14 protein-coding genes and 3 pseudogenes are annotated in these 17,957 nt (G+C 38.8%); 2 read left to right on the forward strand and 15 right to left on the reverse strand.

Translation table 11 applies throughout. The features are described from left to right. Window positions 1-21: 21 nt before the first annotated feature. The 12 genes and pseudogenes from ACEWFH_RS11695 to ACEWFH_RS11750 form a co-directional block, all read right to left on the reverse strand. Window positions 22-846: a hypothetical protein gene (locus ACEWFH_RS11695; protein WP_473724201.1), complete on the reverse strand. Its 825-nt coding sequence runs from the start codon at window positions 844-846 to the stop codon at window positions 22-24. Beyond that, window positions 813-1,223 (reverse strand): hypothetical protein, encoded by a 411-nt coding sequence (locus tag ACEWFH_RS11700; protein ID WP_473724202.1) that lies wholly within the window; start codon window positions 1,221-1,223, stop codon window positions 813-815. The genes ACEWFH_RS11695 and ACEWFH_RS11700 overlap by 34 nt, the downstream gene beginning before the upstream one ends. 24 nt (window positions 1,224-1,247) lie before the next feature. Continuing rightward, the gene (locus tag ACEWFH_RS11705; protein ID WP_473724203.1) at window positions 1,248-3,296 is read right to left on the reverse strand and encodes a collagen-like triple helix repeat-containing protein; all 2,049 of its coding nucleotides are present in this window, start codon (window positions 3,294-3,296) and stop codon (window positions 1,248-1,250) included. Between the two features lie 40 nt (window positions 3,297-3,336). Beyond that, the gene (locus ACEWFH_RS11710) at window positions 3,337-3,663 is read right to left on the reverse strand and encodes a hypothetical protein (RefSeq protein WP_473724204.1); all 327 of its coding nucleotides are present in this window, start codon (window positions 3,661-3,663) and stop codon (window positions 3,337-3,339) included. 254 nt (window positions 3,664-3,917) lie between these two features. Then, window positions 3,918-5,175 (reverse strand): annotated as a pseudogene (locus tag ACEWFH_RS11715) (L-lactate MFS transporter). Window positions 5,176-5,197: 22 nt separating this feature from the next. After that, complete coding sequence (locus ACEWFH_RS11720) at window positions 5,198-5,743, reverse strand: helical membrane plugin domain-containing protein (protein ID WP_473724205.1); 546 nt, start codon at window positions 5,741-5,743, stop codon at window positions 5,198-5,200. Then, a pseudogene (gene fdhF / locus ACEWFH_RS11725) lies at window positions 5,736-8,643 on the reverse strand (formate dehydrogenase subunit alpha). The gene ACEWFH_RS11720 and the pseudogene fdhF overlap by 8 nt, the downstream one beginning before the upstream one ends. A gap of 206 nt (window positions 8,644-8,849) precedes the next feature. Then, window positions 8,850-9,590 (reverse strand): CBS domain-containing protein, encoded by a 741-nt coding sequence (locus ACEWFH_RS11730; protein ID WP_473724206.1) that lies wholly within the window; start codon window positions 9,588-9,590, stop codon window positions 8,850-8,852. Between the two features lie 373 nt (window positions 9,591-9,963). Then, a complete protein-coding gene (locus tag ACEWFH_RS11735) occupies window positions 9,964-11,169 on the reverse strand; it encodes a GTP-binding protein (RefSeq protein WP_473724207.1) in 1,206 nt (401 codons plus the stop codon). A 112-nt stretch (window positions 11,170-11,281) separates the two neighbouring features. Then, a complete protein-coding gene (locus tag ACEWFH_RS11740) occupies window positions 11,282-12,172 on the reverse strand; it encodes a GNAT family N-acetyltransferase (protein ID WP_473724208.1) in 891 nt (296 codons plus the stop codon). 154 nt (window positions 12,173-12,326) lie between these two features. After that, window positions 12,327-12,868: pseudogene (locus ACEWFH_RS11745) on the reverse strand (hypothetical protein). 37 nt (window positions 12,869-12,905) lie between these two features. Beyond that, window positions 12,906-14,186, reverse strand: coding sequence for a M24 family metallopeptidase (locus ACEWFH_RS11750; RefSeq protein WP_473724209.1), 1,281 nt, complete (start codon window positions 14,184-14,186; stop codon window positions 12,906-12,908). 125 nt (window positions 14,187-14,311) lie between these two features. On the opposite strand from ACEWFH_RS11750, the gene ACEWFH_RS11755 reads away from it, so the two are divergent. Next, window positions 14,312-15,412, forward strand: a complete 1,101-nt coding sequence (locus ACEWFH_RS11755) for an oligosaccharide flippase family protein (protein ID WP_473724210.1) — start codon at window positions 14,312-14,314, stop codon at window positions 15,410-15,412. A 17-nt stretch (window positions 15,413-15,429) separates the two neighbouring features. Continuing rightward, on the forward strand, window positions 15,430-15,639 hold the full coding sequence (locus tag ACEWFH_RS11760) for a hypothetical protein (RefSeq protein ID WP_473724211.1): 210 nt from the start codon (window positions 15,430-15,432) through the stop codon (window positions 15,637-15,639). A 49-nt stretch (window positions 15,640-15,688) separates the two neighbouring features. Here ACEWFH_RS11760 and ACEWFH_RS11765 read toward each other — a convergent pair whose 3' ends face one another. The 3 genes from ACEWFH_RS11765 to ACEWFH_RS11775 all read right to left on the reverse strand — a co-directional run bounded on the left by ACEWFH_RS11765 (window position 15,689) and on the right by ACEWFH_RS11775 (window position 17,937). Continuing rightward, window positions 15,689-16,126 carry a hypothetical protein gene (locus ACEWFH_RS11765; protein ID WP_473724212.1) on the reverse strand — a complete coding sequence of 146 codons (438 nt, stop codon included), beginning with the start codon at window positions 16,124-16,126 and terminating at the stop codon, window positions 15,689-15,691. A gap of 31 nt (window positions 16,127-16,157) precedes the next feature. Further along, window positions 16,158-16,913, reverse strand: coding sequence for a TspO/MBR family protein (locus tag ACEWFH_RS11770; RefSeq protein ID WP_473724213.1), 756 nt, complete (start codon window positions 16,911-16,913; stop codon window positions 16,158-16,160). Between the two features lie 97 nt (window positions 16,914-17,010). After that, window positions 17,011-17,937 carry an ABC transporter ATP-binding protein gene (locus ACEWFH_RS11775; protein ID WP_473727285.1) on the reverse strand — a complete coding sequence of 309 codons (927 nt, stop codon included), beginning with the start codon at window positions 17,935-17,937 and terminating at the stop codon, window positions 17,011-17,013. Between the last annotated feature and the right edge of the window lie 20 nt (window positions 17,938-17,957).

Here is a 17,957-nt window from a genome sequence, read left to right on the forward strand (position 1 = left end):
CATTCAACTCCTGACTCTCTTTTACCAGCTTTCTGTAACACGAAATACAGCTATAATGTTTGCTGCTGATCCTAAGTTCGAAACAGCAAGGGTTACAATTTCATTTGTAGGAAGGTTAAAATCTAGCAAACTTTGCGAGAGCGTGACTTGACTGACTCCTGCTCCCCCAGAACTAACTCCTTGAAAGAGTGTTTCCCCACCCGTAATCGTTGTTGAAGTATTATTGACTAACAAACCTGTTTCATTGTCAGGTATATTTGTATTTGCAGTTGGAAAATTTACAAACGTTCCATCAACTGTTCCGCCTAGTAATACTTGGTAAGAAATATCGTTTGAAGCAATAATACTTATTTGATCTAAATTTACGTCTATAGAATTCGGTCGCCCTGACCCAGATGGAAATTCAGTTTTTCTTCTAAAAGAAATAACCGGAACTAAAGTAGCTGGCACAGCATTCACAGACCTTCTTTCAGAAGTAATGCGATATATAGGATTGTATTTTCCGATAATGCCATATTGCCGCCCTGCAACAAAAAGAGTTAATGCATTTGCAGTTCCATTGTTATCTACTTCTGCTCTTAACGGCAAATTAGGATCAATAAAGCTCGTTTCTCCTGATGGTGAGTATCTGTGTATCGGATAAACTTCCTGCGCACCTGTAACAGGATTGGCTTCAACAAGTCTAAATTCAATTACCCCATATCCATACCAAGTAAAAACAATTTGAAAAATATGCCCTTCTGCTAAATCAAGCGTGATATTGCTTGGACCAGACCCATCCAATGAATCTTCACTAAAAAGAACAGGAGTTATTATGGTATCAACACCATCTCTGCGTACAGCCAAAAAAATCCCGAACTGTCAACTCCAAAATATGCACCATTTTCATCATCAAACAATCCCCAAGTAACCACCTGTGATCCCACTGGATTGATTGGTAATCGTACGCCAATACCGGCCTGACCCGCATACCCAGGTTCGTATCTTCCGCGAAGTGCGCTGTCTAATGTAGCTGAATCTGCAGCTCCCGTTGTTGTGCTAACTAAGTACTCTGTGCCATTATTTGTTACTAATCCACTCCCTGTAGCAGTGACAATATCTCGAAGATCCGAAAGACCATAAACAGAAGTTAGTTCAACAATGGGCGTTCGTTGTGCGATGCGAAGTTCACTGAATTGTGAGGTTACCCTAGGTCCTACATTGTTAATGATAATATCAGCCATCTATCTCCCTCCCATCTAATCCCATTACCACTCTTCAGTTACTCGAAACGTACCGACAACAGAACTTGTTCCTGTAAAAGTGCCTACAGCTAAAGTCACAAAACTATCATCTGGAAGCTCAAAATCAAGAAGAGAAGCAGAGAAAAGTTCTCTGTTTGATCCTGTTGCTGCAGTACCTGCAAGCCCTTGTAAAAGAACCTGGCCACCTGTAATGGTTGTAGAAGTTATATTTACTTGTAATGCGGTTTCTGTATTTGGAATATTGGTGGTAGCAGTTGGAAAGTCTACAAAAGTCCCATTTAACGTCCCATCTAACAAAACCTGATAGAATATATCGTTTTGCGTAACCAAGTCAATGGCTTCTAATCGTACACTGACTGAATTTGGGCGACCTGAACCAGCTGGAAACTCTGTTTTTCTTCTATAAGAAACCACTGGAGTTAAACTTGTTGTTGCGGTGACGGTTCTTCTTTCTGAGGTGATTCTGAAAACAGGACTATACCTGCCAATGATGCTATATTGTCGTCCGCCTAAAAACAAAGTAAGGGCAGAAGTGGTTCCGTTATTTTTTATTTCGCCTCTCAAAGGCAGGTTCGGATCTGTTAAGCTTGTCGAGTTGGTTGGTGAGAAGCGATTAACGGTAATTACTTCTTGAGCAAGTGTTACCGGATTAGGTATGACAACATTAAAATTTATTACTCCATATCCGTACCATGTAAAATCAAACTGAAAGATATTTCCTTCTGCAAGGTTTAGTGTTGCACCACTTGGTCCAGTTCCGTTTAATGAATCTACATTCCACGAAGCTTGAGGAATAATTGTATCTACTCCAGCTCTACGAATGCCGACATAAATTCCGGTCGTTCCACTCTGTCCGAAAAACACGCCATTCACAGAATCATAAAGTCCCCACCTTACGTCTTGTGTTCCTGTTGGTGCACTTGGTAAACGAACTCCAATTCCCGCCTCAGCAGCATAGCCAGGTTCGTAGCGTCCTCTTTCAGCGCTGTCCAAAATGGCAGAGTCAGCTCCATTTGCTGTGGTTTGTAATACGAGCTCTGTATTATTAGTTGTTACTGTTCCAGCTCCTATAACCCTCACGATATCTCGCAGATCGGAAAGGCCGTATACAGATGTCAGTTCAATAATTGGCGTTTTTTCAGCAGTGACAAGCTCGCTGAATTGTGAACTCACATTAGGTCCTACCCCAACAATTGTTGCATTCGGATCAATAGCGCCAGTTTCCCCTGTAGCTCCCGTTGCACCAGTTTCTCCGGTAGCGCCAGTCGCGCCGGTAGCCCCCGTAGCTCCCGTAGCTCCGGTTTCTCCGGTAGCGCCAGTCACCCCAGTAGCCCCAGTAGCTCCCGTAGCTCCGGTTTCTCCGGTAGCACCAGTCACCCCAGTGGCCCCAGTAGCCCCAGTAGCTCCCGTTTCTCCAGTTTCTCCGGTAGCGCCAGTCACCCCAGTGGCCCCAGTAGCTCCCGTTTCTCCAGTTTCTCCGGTAGCGCCGGTTTCCCCAGTAGCACCAGTAACTCCCGTTTCTCCAGTTTCTCCGGTAGCGCCAGTCACCCCAGTGGCCCCGGTAGCGCCGGTTTCCCCAGTAGCGCCAGTAGCTCCCGTTGCGCCAGTAGTCCCGGTAGCGCCAGTAACACCCGTTGCTCCAGTCGCGCCGGTATCTCCAGTCGCTCCCGTTGCCCCAGTAACGCCAGTCGCACCCGCTTCTGCTCCTAAAAGCTCAGAAGATACTAATCGATGGGCAGTAACTAACTGGCCAGATGAAGATTTTCCCCAAGCAGAAATTTCAACTTGGTTTTCGCCAGGTCCTGATACAGTAAAAACAAATTCAAATGAATTGAAATTAGCCGTATAGTTTCTACTTATAACTTCATTAGGCAATATGTTAAACAGTTCTTCAACATAAAGAAATGGAGATGTATTTAATACATAGCCCTGTATATAAACCGTTGCTATTTGATTGGGATTTAGATTAGCAATCCTAATTGAAATCTGAGTAGATGGACGCAAACCATTTACAGGAGTATTTTCAATTGGCCCTGTTGATAATACAGGCATAGATATCCCTCCTTTTATTCTTCAAAATTGGTCAATTCATTCAAAACAATTCTATGTGCATCCACCAATTGCCCGTTTGATTTCCCCAAACGGATAATACTAGTTCTTCTTGAGAACTAGTATTAACAGTAAAAATAAACTCGAATATGTTAAAATTAGCGTTATAAATTTTTTTAACTACTGTATTAGGAGCTACATTAAATAACTCCAATGCATATGCGGTGGGGGTGGTAGTAAGATTTACTCCTTTAATTCTGATGGTGGCTGTATTAGAAGAACTCCTATTACTTATTACAGCGGTAATTTGCTGAGTTGGACGATTTCCATTCACAGGTGAGTTTTCAATTGGTCCTGTAGTTAATATCAATGTTAGTACTCTCCTTTTCTCTTCTCCTCCTTTAAAATATGTTATTAAAATGAATGACATGCTGAAATTACATTCCTCACCTTAAGCATTAAGTAGGTTTAATATCAGGATTCAAAAAAAGAACAAGGCTATTTTTAACCTTGTTCTTCTACTTGTTTATTTGTAATAGTAGCTAAGTGTCATGTTAAAGAGGTAAAAGCTATATAAAATCAGTAAAACAGTTGTTCCAATAAAATTAAAAGCTATATAAGGTTTTAACCTATTGCGTGAGAATGACTGTTTTCTTTGCGTACGTTGCGTATATTAATGCGAATTAGCAGCGATATGGCGAGTGCAACAACGAATGCTCCTGTGAAAATATAAAGTGTTAAAGAATAGCTGTTTGTAGATTCGCGTATCCAAGAAACCACTAGCGGCCCTACGAGACCAGCTGCGGCCCATGCTGTAAGGATATAACCGTGAATGGCTCCTAGCTGCTTTGTCCCAAACAGATCACCGATGTATGCCGGTATGGATGCGAATCCTCCACCGTAACAAGTAAGGATTACATATACTAATAATTGAAAGAAAAAGGCGTTAGTGACATTGGGTAATAACACAAAGGCTACGGTTTGTAACGCGAAAAACGTGGTGTAAACATTTGGACGACCGATATAATCGGACACAGAGGCCCAGCCTATGCGACCGAACCCATTAAATAGCCCCATAATGCCTACCATTGTTGCTGCAGCTGCAGCGCTTAAGCCAGCAATATCTTGTGCCATAGGTGAAGCTACAGAAATAATAGCAATTCCGCACGTCACGTTTATAAAAGCATTGCCCACAATGCCCAAAAACGAATGGTTTTAACAGCTTCGTTAGCCGTTAATTGGGCAAGATCTTTTGTTTGTTTCTCTTCCTTCACATTTTCTTCCCTCATTCCTTCTGGCTGCCAATCTTTTGGAGGCGGTGAGAGATAAAGAGAAGATAGAAACATGATAGTAAAGTAAACAGCTCCTAATAAGTAGAATGTGTTTGAGATACCAATGTTTGATATCAATCTTGCAATGAGAGGACTTGCTATAAGAGATCCGAAACCAAACCCCATGATGGCAAGACCAGTTGCTAATCCCCTTCTGTCAGGAAACCATTTTACAAGAGAAGAAACAGGTGTGATATAGCCAATGCCAAGACCAATTCCTCCTAAAGCTCCATAAAAAAGTAAAGCATATACAACGAACCCATACTATCAGCAAACCCTGCTCCTAACAGTCCTGCCCCAAAACAGATTGAAGCTATCATTCCGGAAATCCGAGGGCCAAATCTTTCAACAAAATGACCCATAAAGGCAGCAGATAGTCCCAAAAATAAAATGGCAATACTAAATGTTAAGGAAATTTCACTTAGTCCCCAATTGTGTTGTTCCCGAAGTGGATTTGTAAATACACTCCAGGAATAAACGGATCCAATAGAAATGTGTATCCCTACAGCAGCTGCAGCAATCAACCAGCGGTTCTTCACTTTTTTAGCCATCCGTTTTCTCCTTTAGTTAGATTTACTCTAACGTTTTATCTTTAGTTTGATTCACACGTTTTTGTGGAGTATCTTGTGTTGTTTTTTCATATGGCTCTGTTTCTTGTCCCATCCCTTTTAAGAACTGCATGAGTATCGTGACTGCTCTATTGATCTCTGGATCTTTTAATGAACGAACCAAATCAAAGTAACTGGTTTTCTCTTCTGTGTCTTTGTGTTCGGCGACTCGAGCAATTCCTGCATCGATCTTTAATAAGAATGGTTCAAGCTGCTTTACATTGATCATACCAAGTGTCCCTAAAAGCAGAAGAAGATTCTTCAACGTATTTGTGTTCTCTGGCTTATCCATTGCTTTTACCGCAATATTTAACACTTTATCACCTTGACCAAATAAGCCGTTTAAGAGTGTGAGAAGTCCTTTGTCTTGCATATGGTTCATGATCTCTAGTGTCTGCAAAATCGCTGCTTTGTTCTCGATGAGAGCATTTTCCACTTCACGAAGGTCATTTGAACGTTTTTCTTCCTCTGATATTGTTAGTTTATGAATGTTCTTAATTGCCTTAGCCATGTTGGTTTCGCTCCTTTTTCACAGCATCTCCAGGAAAGACATAGTCCTTTCTTGCCCACTTCTTCTCTACACCAACACCTATTTGCGGCTGTGGATTGCCATAGCGGAAGTTTGTCTTTGGAAGAGGATTCACACCTTCTTCTTTTAAGATTTCGAGTTTCGCGCTAGTCTCTTTATAAGCAGGTGTATCTGTATCTTTATCAGAATAACTGCTTGTTAGTAAATTAATAGCCGCTTCACCGCTATCATTCATAGGCAGATAGACTTCTTTTCCTTTTACTCGATCAGTTATTAAACAATGAACCTTAACATTTCCATAAGGAGAAGATAATCTTACGAGCGTACCGTCTTTTAGTCCTCTTTCTTGGGCTAGTTCAGGTGAGACTTCTAAAAAGTATTTGGAGTTTTTGACGTAATCCCTTCTGAACGATAAGTCATATTACCCTCATGAAAGTGTTCTAATAATCTTCCATTATTTACATGAATGTCGTATTCTTCCCCAAATTCCTTTGGTTCTGTCCAGTCAACCGGAAACAAGCGGGCTTTTTTATCTTCAAATGGAAATCCATCGGTAAAAAGAATAGGAGTATCTGTTCCATCTTCTGCAACAGGCCATTGAAGGCTTTTGTATCCTTCTAATCGTTCATAAGACACCCCTGCAAAAAGCGGAGCTAATTGAGCTACTTCAGCCATAATGTCACTAGGATGTGAGTAATCCCAACCTGCTTCTAATTGATTAGCAATGTCACGAATGATTTCCCAGTCTGGTTTGGAATCACCCAGTGGTTCCATCACCTGATAAAGACGCTGTATCCTTCTTTCCGTGTTAGTGAATGTGCCCTCCTTCTCAAGACTCGGACTAGCAGGAAGAACGACGTCAGCAAACTGAGCGGTTCTCGTTAAAAATAAGTCTTGAACCACGAAAAAGTCTAATTTCTCGTATGCTGCGTGAACATGGTTGATGTTTGAGTCAACAATCCCCATGTCTTCTCCTTTTAAATACATCGCTTTTACATGGCCATCATGAATGCCCTGAACCATTTCATGATTGTTAAGACCAGGTTTTTCAGGAATCTTCACACCCCAAGCCTGTTCATACTTAGCCCTTACCTTTTCGTCTGCTACTTTTTCGTAGGAAGGCAGCCGATCTGGCATACTTCCAAAATCACTAGCTCCTTGGACATTGTTGTGTCCGCGCAACGGATACGATCCTACACCTGGTCGTCCATAGTTTCCAGTAACTAAAAGCATGTTGGATATGGCCGTGCTTGTATCACTTCCGCCCATATGCTGTGTAACACCCATCGCCCAAAGAACACACACACTTTTTGATTGAGAGATCGTTTCAGCTAATTGAATAAGAGTATCTTGGGAAAGTCCTGTCGCTTTTTCAGCATATCCTAATGTGAACTTTTCAAGATTTTCTTTAAACGTATCTAAACCGTTAACATGTTTTTGCAAGAATTCGTAATCAGCCCAGCCTTGATCTAAAATATATTTGGTAACTGCTGAAAGCCACACTAGATCAGAACCTGCACGTGGTTGAATAAATACATCAGCTCGATCAGCCATTTCATGTTTTCGAAGGTCAGCTACAATTAGTTTTTGATTGTGTAATTTATGAGATCGCTTAACACGAGTTGCTAATACAGGATGAGATTCTGATGTGTTCGACCCGATTACGATAACGAGCTCGGATTTTTCAATATCCTTAATTGAACCAGAATCTCCCCGTGCCCTACAGTACGGAACAACCCCATAGTGGCAGGGGTCTGGCAGTAGCGTGAACAGTTATCAATATTGTTTGTTCCAATAACACCACGTGCTAATTTTTGCATCAAATAAGATTCTTCGTTCGTGCATTTCGATGAACTTATAAAGGTTAATGCTTGTGACCCATGCTGCTGTTTAATTTCTGAAAACTTGGATGCAATCAAACTGTATGCTTCATCCCATGACGCTTCTCTAAAGGAATTTCCATCACGAATTAACGGTTTAGTTAAGCGCTCTTTACTGTTAACAAAATCCCAGCCGAATTTTCCTTTTATACAAGTTGAAATTCCGTTAGCGGGTGCCTCAATTTGTGGATCTACTTTAAGAATCTCTCTGCCTTTTGTCCATACGTCAAAACTGCAGCCGACACCGCAATAGGTGCAAACTGTTTTCGTTTTCTTGATTCTTTGTTCCCTCATCGCCGCTTCCATATCTGAAATAGCTAATATGGATCCATAGCCAGTTTCAACACTTTTCGTTATTTCAATCATCGGGCGCAGTGTCTCACGGTTGATCCCCGTCATATATCCTGCTTCCCCTTCCATGCCTTTTTCCATCATGGCATTACAAGGACAGACCGTTGAACAATGTCCGCAAGATACACAAGAGGATTCATTAATGGGAACATCTTTGTCCCAAATCACTCGAGGTCTGTCACGTTCCCAATCTATTGAGAGCGTTTCCGTTACTTGAACATCTTGACAGGCTTCCACACAGCGTCCGCATAAGATACATTGATCAGGATCATATCTATAAAAAGGATTAGAGTTATCCACTTCATATGGCTTATGGTCAAAAGGGATGCTTTGATGGTTGATCTTCATTTCTTTTACCGTATTATGTACTTCGCATCCACCATTGTTATAATCACAAACTGTACAATAAAGCTCATGGTTAAAGAGGATTCGGTCCATACCAATAACTTGGGCTTCTTTAACCTCATCAGAATTTGTATCTATTTCGTCTCCTTTATTCACAGTAGTTGAACACGCTCTTACAAATTCGCCATTCACTTTGACGATACAGGTGTCACAAGTTTCGATAGGTCCAAGGCTTGGATGATAACAAACATGAGGAACTTGATCTGGGGAATCAGTGAGTAAATTTAGTATCGTTTGATCTTTCATTGCTTTTGCTTCTGAGCCATTAATTTTAATTGTGAAATCTGACAAATGATCTTCACCCTTTCATAAAGAAATTAACTTACAAAAAATTCAGTTATCTTAAATTTCCGTTTCCCTAATCGTTATCTCCTTAAACAAAAAGGCTTAATCAGAACAGAATCACTTTATTAGTCATTTAAAAAGACACTCTCGATGGAGTGTCTTAACAGTTAGTTATCTAGGTCGATTTCAATAAGATCATAAGACGTTACGATGCCTAATGGTTTTTCATTTTCACTGCCATTTAAAGTTATAATAATAGCCTCTAGCTTTTTTCCTTCTTTATGAATATTTTCATATATCTCTTCTGCTTTAAAGATACTCGAGGTTTTTGAAATGAAAGCAACTAATTGTTTATTCTCTTCATTTGCGATATCTGAGATTTTAGCGTTGTTTAAGTCAATTACTTGATCAGCAAGGCGATCAGTCAACCAGTTCAAAAGGTAAGTTGCCGTTAAAAGCCAAAGGTACTCTCCTTTTTCATTATAAATGGGAAAGCGGGAGTATGAGGTTTTTCTGATACAGCTTAGCACATCTTCTAGACGGTCACTCTCTTTAAAATGTTGAACCTTCTTAGTTGCAATGTTTAACGCCGTTTCTGGTTTCATAAAATAGCCTGCGATTTTTTCAATTCGCTCAACGATTTCAATGTGTGGTTCAGCGATGTAATAATCATGATCCACCTTTTCATGAACAATTGCGTTCCTTAATTTTGCAAACTGACAAAGCTCATTATAAAAAGAACGAATAAGAGAGTGTTTCGTCATGCCTGTTTCTACTAAGTTTTTAAACCTGTCATCATTCGTATCTTTTACTTTGTCGATTAGACATTTGTGAATTTGGTTAAAGGAAATCTCAAATCTTTCCGATAAGCTGTTTTGTTTATTTGTTTTAATATGAGTAACAGTCATCCTTTATCTCCCCTTAATAATACTGCACTACCCATTTACTACCCTTAAATGTTCATATATTAAACCAAGATTTGATGTTCTTGGAAGTGGTTGATTTACGTTTTAGGATGCTCGCTTTCCGGTCGGGCGTGCGGTGATAACTCGAATGATGGACATTCAATTCAATGATGCATGTGTGCTCCTCTGTCTACAAGTAAATGCTAACGAAGTGTGCTTACTCGTCGCATGCCTTGCAAGAAGTCTTTCAGGTGGTAGGCACACCACGACAACCACCTTGGCAAGGAAGAACTTTATTAAAATCTCCTGAAATCTACAATCTGTTCGATAAAGCTTAAACAAAAACGAACCCATTTTTGGATTCGTTTTACTGCAGTTATTCACTTTCTGGGAAAGGGGGTAAAGGATCGTTCAAGGTTTCCCATTGATGATCACTCATTTCCTGATCAGTCAAAAGGCATAGATCTAAATCGGCTATAATTTTTTCTTTATTAAAATCAATACCTATTAAAACCAGTTCAGTAATTCGGTCTCCAAATTCATGATCCCAGTTTGGATTTTGATTCTTTTCATCATCTATCAGCTCTTCTTGTTCGCTTAATGGCAATGCTGCAACCCACTGTCCAGCAGGCTGAAAAATGATACTCGTTCCTGCTTGGCTTAAGAGTATGGCCCAATCATTTCGAGATGCTACCCAGATAAATCCTTTTGCACGAACAATTTCTGATGGCCAGTTTTCTAAAAATGTATAAAGCCTTTCGGGGTGAAACGGTCTTTTCTTTCGATAGACAAAAGAAGAAATACCATACTCGTCAGTCTCAGGAATATGTTCTGTTTCAAGTTCCTTCATCCAACCGGCAGATTCACTAGCTTTCTCAAAATCAAATAAGCCTGTAGAAAGAATTTCTTTCGGTTCAATTTTTCCGAATTCTGTTTCGATTAATTTTGCTTGAGGCTGTAATTTCTTTAATACTCTTTTTAGCTCTTCCCGATCCTCTTTCTCTAATAGATCACATTTATTTAGAATGAGAACATCACAAAATTCGATCTGATCGATCAGCAAGTCTACAACTTCTCTTGTGTCGAAATCATCTAAAGCTTCTTTGCGATCTAACAAACTTTCGCCTGACGCAAAGTCGTTCCAAAAACGATTTCCGTCAACTACTGTGACCATTGTATCTAATTTACAATAAGAAGCGAGATCGACACCTGATTCTTCATCTAAATAAGTAAAAGTTTGTGCAACGGGGATCGGTTCACTGATTCCTGTAGATTCAATCAGAATATAATCAATATCTCCATTTTTGACGATACGTTCAACTTCTACCAGCAGGTCCTCTCTAAGTGTGCAGCAAATACAGCCGTTAGTCATTTCAACGAGTTTTTCTTCTGTTCTTGAAAACTTTGTCTCGTTCTTAACTAGGGAAGCATCTATATTGATCTCACTCATGTCATTAACGATTACGGCAACTTTTAATCCGTCCCTATTTGATAAAACGTGATTCAATAGTGTGGTTTTTCCGGCTCCTAAATAACCGCTTAATACTGTAACTGGAACTCTTTTTTTAAGTGTATGTATCATTTTTATCTCCTTTTAAATCGTAATTATTACGATTTATATCTTAAAACACTTTATTTTATATGTCAAACAAAGAAAAAACCTGCTCTTTGTATGAATGAGCAGGTTTATGACCTTATTTTTTGATGAGAAAATAACAAACAAATGATTCTGTTTTACAAAAACCTTCTTGTTCGTAAAGTTTTGCAGCTCCCTCATTTTCAGCATTTACACATAAAAAACCTTTTTCAAGTCCTTCTTCCCTTCCTCGTGTTAAGCTTGCTCGCAACAATTGTCTTCCTAGACCTTTTCCCTGATACTCTGGTATTACAGCAAGCGAGTTGACTGTTGCGTAATGAAAATCGTTAAAATATTCTTTACCTGTTCGAACGACACCGACAGGCTTTTCTTTATGAAACAAAAGTAAAATACCACCTTCTAAGTAGTCTTCCTCTTGTTTCATATCTTTTAAAGTTTCAATCGTTAAGGGTGTATAACCAATAAGCTGCTTAAACCCTTCATTCCTTATATAGCAATACAAGGATTCATCTTTTCCTTCCACAAACGGCCTTAAAACATAATCTTTTGGGATATGAGCCGGAATGATTTCGAGATTTTCTCTTTCCAAAACAAATACATACCGTTCTACAGAAAATTGAACATGTTCCAGAAGTACTCTTAGTTCTTTATGATTTTCATGCGTAAATGCATATGTGTAATCCCCTGTGTTTACATGAGAAAGAACATTCGTAAGTAGTATTTGGTAAATTCCCTTCTCAGGCAACTCACTAAAAAGAATACGGAAACGTGCCTTTTTCGAGGTTTTATACTCTTCAGTTATCATGAGTGAAACAGCGCCAATCACGTCGTCTTGTTCATTTCTTACAATATAAGCTGGTTCTAAATCTGGGGAATATGTTTCGAGTTCACGATCACTTAAATACGAATCGTCAATCTTACTTCTATGTTTGATACAAAAATTAATAAACTCAAATTTAGTCGTCTTTGTTACCTTTTCACTTTTCATGTTAGCCTCCTAAAATAATCGTTTTAAATAAATGAACTGGAAAGTTTGATTATCATTACACAGAGGCCTCCTTGATCATAATATAAATAGTATAATAATAATTCAGAAAATTGAACATAAAAAAAGACGCGTATCTCTATACACATCTTTTGATTTAATAATCTTTCCATTCAATTTTTCCACACTTATTATCTGAATCCAGTTCAATTTCAAAATCGTGCTTTTCATAAAAATGGACAAGTCTGTCGACATGACCCCAGTCTCTTGTAGCAATATCGCCTTTTATGATGGGGATATTTTTTCAGTTGCAGTTTCTTTTAAATATTGCATACAGATGGAACCGTATCCCTTATTAGCAGGTCCTTTAATGTCTCCAATATGAAGCGTATTTTCATCTTCGTAAACAGCATCTATTGAAAAGTCCCAGCCATCATATCTCGATTCACAATCATTAATCATAATCTTACACTGATCAAGCTGCTCAGATTTATATACAATCACAAGATTATCTTCTTTTGTTTGATCTACACCTATAACATCATAATTTTTTGCAATTTGCTTCATATCGTTCTGCATGCGTAATAACTGAAATTCTAGTTCGTTTCGATCGAGCTTTGTTTCTTGTTCTTGTTCTTGTCCAAGTAATAACACAAAATCCCTCCTCTTTACAAGAAGCTGAAACACACAGTTTCTCATTGTACTAGAGGCGGTGAGAGATTTCAAATGTTACTTATTAACAATTTGGATAAATGAGATAAAATTCTGTTTGTCTTTTCGTCAAATATTGCATTTTATTGTCCTTAAAACATACCGTTTCTTCGAGATAGATTGGAATATCTTTGTTCCAATCAGGGATAAAATGTCTAATGTTAAATTCCAAAGCGTAGCATGTATTTTCTTCAATCGGCAAATCTCCTCTTACGGGTATAGATTCTTGCTTATCGTATAAACCGATAAGAGGACCTGCTCCGTGACAATGATAACCAATAGGATGGGTATAAAGCATGGCAGAAATATCATTTTTTGCGGCATTCTTCATTACATTCTCGAAGATATCGTTACCCGTCATTCCTGCTACACACGTATTAAAGAATATATCTTCAAACGAATTAGCGATCTTCATTGCTTTTTTTAATTCGTTTGGAACTTCTGATTCGTCTGGTCTTAGAACATAAGCTAATTGTTGGGTGTCTGTACAGAGCCCTAGATACTGAATTCCAAAATCTAAATGCAGAATATCACCAGGCAGAATCGTTCCTTCTATTCTGTCAGCAGATCCATCCTTTCGTTGAATGTCCACTGTTGGATAAAAGGAGGTTTTTAATCCAAGGTCCAATACTCTTTGGTTAATCCAAGCGACGATGTCATGTGTAGAAGTAACATTTGGAGTTATCTCTACATTAGTAAAAGTTTGTTTAACAATCTCTTTTGTGATTTCTGTTAATTCTTTGTATATTTCTATCTCCGCTGGTATACGTGTCTGCAGCCAATCAATAGCAAGGTTTTCCGAAGATACTAGGTTAGATGAATGAGCTTCTCCAATGGAACTTTTTAATTGCTCAGAAATAGAATGACTTAACCCGTCACAGAATGAGTAATGTGAAGATGTATTTATAGCAATATTATTAGGTTTATAAATATCCATAATTCTTCTCAAGACACTGAATGAATCTTCCCCTTTTTGAGCGGGATAGCAACTGTAAAATGGTTCGAAGTGTTTATTAGAAGAGATCACGTACCTTTTTATTTCTTCAGATTGTTTTTCTTTTACAAAGGCAAAAATCGTCAGCCTTCTGGAGCTATCAATCGCTGATGGGAAAAAGGTGATGCCTATAGGATCTTCATGATACTCTTTTCCAATTGTAACCCACATATCTGTTCGATGTTTCTTCATCAAAGTAGGCAATAATCGCTGCAGCCTTGTTAAAAGCCATTCATCCATTAAACGTTGACGTTCAGCTAAAGACTTTATGTTTAAATGAACTAAATTCTCTTTTGTATGTATTTTCATCATAACTCTCTCCTTACTTTGCCATATTCTTATCTTTCTCTTTTAAAGTTTAAAGTCCTTTGAGGTCTCGTTTCATTTTTTAGTGCATATGAATAGGAGGACAACGTGTACAAGGAGTTGCACCATGTATGAATATTTTTTTTCGAGGAGTTTTACTATTAGCAGCAGCTGCATTAGTAGGTGAAAGCTTAGAGTTTATCGTTAACATGGTCTTAGCAAGGCAGTTAGGTGAACTCGGCTTAGGACATTACATGTCAATCTTTCCGACTGTCATCTTAATCATTATTATTGCAAGTCTGGAACTTCCGATTTCAATCTCAAAATTTGTAGCTGAAAAAGAAGACAAACAACATTACAGCATGTTAAAACATGCTACAAAATTAACGGTATTACTAACACTTGCTATGATCGTACTAGCAGTCATTATCCTTCCATTTATACCTGTATTCAATAACTATCATCCTCTTGTAAGATGGTTGATGGTCTTATTAATTCCTCTCATATCCCTCACCTCAATCGCCAGAGGTTTTTTTATGGGAAAACAGCAAATGGGCAAGCTTGCTTTTTCAAATCTATTTCGAAAACTTGCGCAGCTTATTTTGTTAACAGGGATTTATCAACTTTTCTCATTTGATAAAGAAACCGCAATACTTGTAGCATTAGCTACTTTCGTAGGAAGTGAACTTGTCGTTTTCCTTTATCTTTTTACGGCTTATCTGATTCAATATAAAAGAATGGCGTCTCACTCGAATGAACATTTAAGTTCTGGAGAAGTAACCAAGAGTCTTATGGCTGTTACGATTCCAACTACTGGTTTACGTCTATTTCATGCCGTTACAAACGCTGTTCAACCTTTTTTAATAAAATACTCACTCACAATGACAGGTCTTTCTGATGTAGCTGCAACAGAACAGTTCGGTTTGTTGGCAGGTGTTGCTATTACGATCGGTTTTTTCCCTGCTTTTATTGCACATTCACTTTTAGTCGTTTTAATTCCAACGGTTTCAGAAGCAACGGCTAAAAAAGATGTGGAAAAACTTAAAATGCTGCTTATTCGCGTTATGGGAATTACGGCGTTGTACGGTTTCCCTGCGGTAACGATTTTTCTCTTGTTCTCAGAGAAATTAACCGTCATGTTCTTTCATTCTCAATCAGCTGCTACTTACCTAGAATTATTATGGCCGAGCTTTTTATTTACTTTTTTCTTATACCGCTCCAAGCTTATTTAATCGGACTAGGATTAATCATGACCGCATTTATACAATCTGTATGGTCGACCACTCTGTCATTTTCTCTAATGTATATCCTAGGATCACAGCCTTCATTTGGGATGCACGGAATTATCATTGGAATGAACGCAGGTTCTGTTCTGTTAATGCTTCTTCATTATTTTTCAGTATGTAAAGCAATTGGAATCAATACATGGCTAAGGCCAATAAATCACTTTCAAGAATAAGAAAAGCGCCTTAAGAGGAAAACACTATTACCTCTAAGGCGCATTTTTGCTAAACCACTTGTGTTGTCTGTGATAGTGCAGCGTGAACGTTAAATTTAGCGTGTTCTTGTTTTGTAAAATTCCACTGACTCGGAATTCGAGATCGCAGAAAATCTAGTTGCTCATCTTTAAGGTTTACGTCTATTCCGGACTCAAGTAACAAAAAGTCTTCGTTTTCGATTAAAGAATATTTTGTTTGCAGCAAGTTCAGCAACCCTCGTATGGTGATAAATTTAAAGGTATAACCAGTTTGTATAGCCGAAACAATTGTGTTCCAGTTCTGTTCTGCAAATTCAAACATGTAAGCCCAGCTAGACTCTTCTTTTCCTATGTGTCGAAGGGCTTCTATGTTCTTCGTTTTGATCACTTCTACTAACCGTTCCCCAGAAACTCCACCAGCAATTGCTGATTCAATCAATAATCCAACCGGCATCGATAACTTAACCAATTTTCATTCTCCTCTATCTTATAGATCTAAATCATTTCATCGTCTTAATGCTACTGCGGTGTTTGATTACTCTCCAAATCACGAACAATAAAATCAGGGCAGCTAGAGCAAAGCTTGTATTTGAAAGTACATCAATTTTCCCCATATGCCTAACACCGATTCCTGTATATGCCCATACGAATACGAGTGGATATACTAAATCCTTGTTTTGTATCGTGAATATCATCGCTAACATAGCCCCAACGAAAAGCATGATGATCGTCCACGTGACAGAAGAAAGGCCAAAACCGTTCCAGCCGCTATATTTTAAAACTACTGCGGTATTTACGATAGTTGCAACGCTTATCCAACCTAGATAAATTGAAAAAGGTAGCCTAATAAACGCAGATTTGTCTTCTTGCTTCTGAATCCTTGTATAAATGATGATCAGAGACAATAGTAAGCCGATCATAACAAGCCAAGATAAACCAAGTTGTTCATAGTGCCAAACAAAAATCCACGTGCAATTTAGGATACAGTTGAAAACAAACCATAATCCAATGCTTTGGAATATGGGTTTATTTCGATTCTTAGGCATTGCTTGATAAATCACCCAAACGCCAAGCAACAGATAAATCAGACCCCATATGGAAAACACATATCCGGTGGGAGTGATAAGTACGTTATACTTTGCAGATAATTCACCTGTTGTGTTGCCGTTTAGCGGTAGAGCGTTCGCTAGATAATTCACCAAGATTACTGCCGCGAGTGCTATGATATTCAGGTAAGCTCTAATTTTTGCAGTCATTTGTTGTTACCTCCTTTTGGATACCTTGTTTCATATATACCCAAGTCAGAGAAAAATTATGAAAAAAGGCAATCTAAGTCAGATTGCCTCGAATTGGCTAACTGCTGAACGCTTGTGTTCCGATATCTGCTTCCCGCTTAAATAGTCTGCTGTATACGCCATTTTCAGACTGAAGTAATTCCTCATGTTTACCTTGCTCAATCATTTTCCCGTTTTCTATCACGATGATGCGGTTCGCAGCTAAAACGGTTGAAAGTCTGTGAGAGATAATAAATACCGTCTGTTTTGATTTTCTTTTGTTGATGGCTTCATTCACTTGAACTTCAGTGATAGGATCCAGGGCGGAACTTGCTTCATCAAGAACAAGTATCGCAGCGTCTTTTACTAGTGCCCTTGCTAAAGATAATCTTTGCTTTTGACCACCAGATAACAAACTTCCTCTTTCCCCGACTAAAGTATGTAGACCTTCTGGAAGGGATTGAATAAATTCACCGAGTCCGCTGTCATCAAGAGCTCTAAGTAGTTCCTCATCAGATGCTTCTGGTTTAGCAATTCGTAAATTATCAGCAAGCGATCCATTCCGAAGCTGCACGTCTTGTGAAACGATTGCAATTTGAGATCGCAGCCATCCTGCATCAATGGTTGAAAGGTCTTTACCGTCTATGAGGATTGATCCGCTTTCAGGCTCATAGAGACGAAGCAACAAATCAACGACCGTTGACTTTCCTGATCCACTCGGTCCTACAAGTGCGATAGCTTCTCCTGGCTCAACGGAAAAGGATAAGCCTTTAAGAACTTTCTCATCTTTCTCTGGATAACCGAATGCCACGTCTCTTAATTCGATAGATCCTTCTACTTCTGGCAAAATCATTCCTTTTTCTGTTTCAGCATTTGATGACTTTTGGCTCAGTAAAAGCTCAGAACGATCTAAAGCAGGTCCTGTTCTTCTAACAGAAAGCCAGTTTCTTAACATTCTTTGCATTTCGTTTGCTGCAATAGCTACAAGACCCGCTGCTGTCAGCATTTCTCCTGTTGTTAGTTTAT

Source organism: Fictibacillus sp. EA-CB0309, from assembly GCF_055814265.1.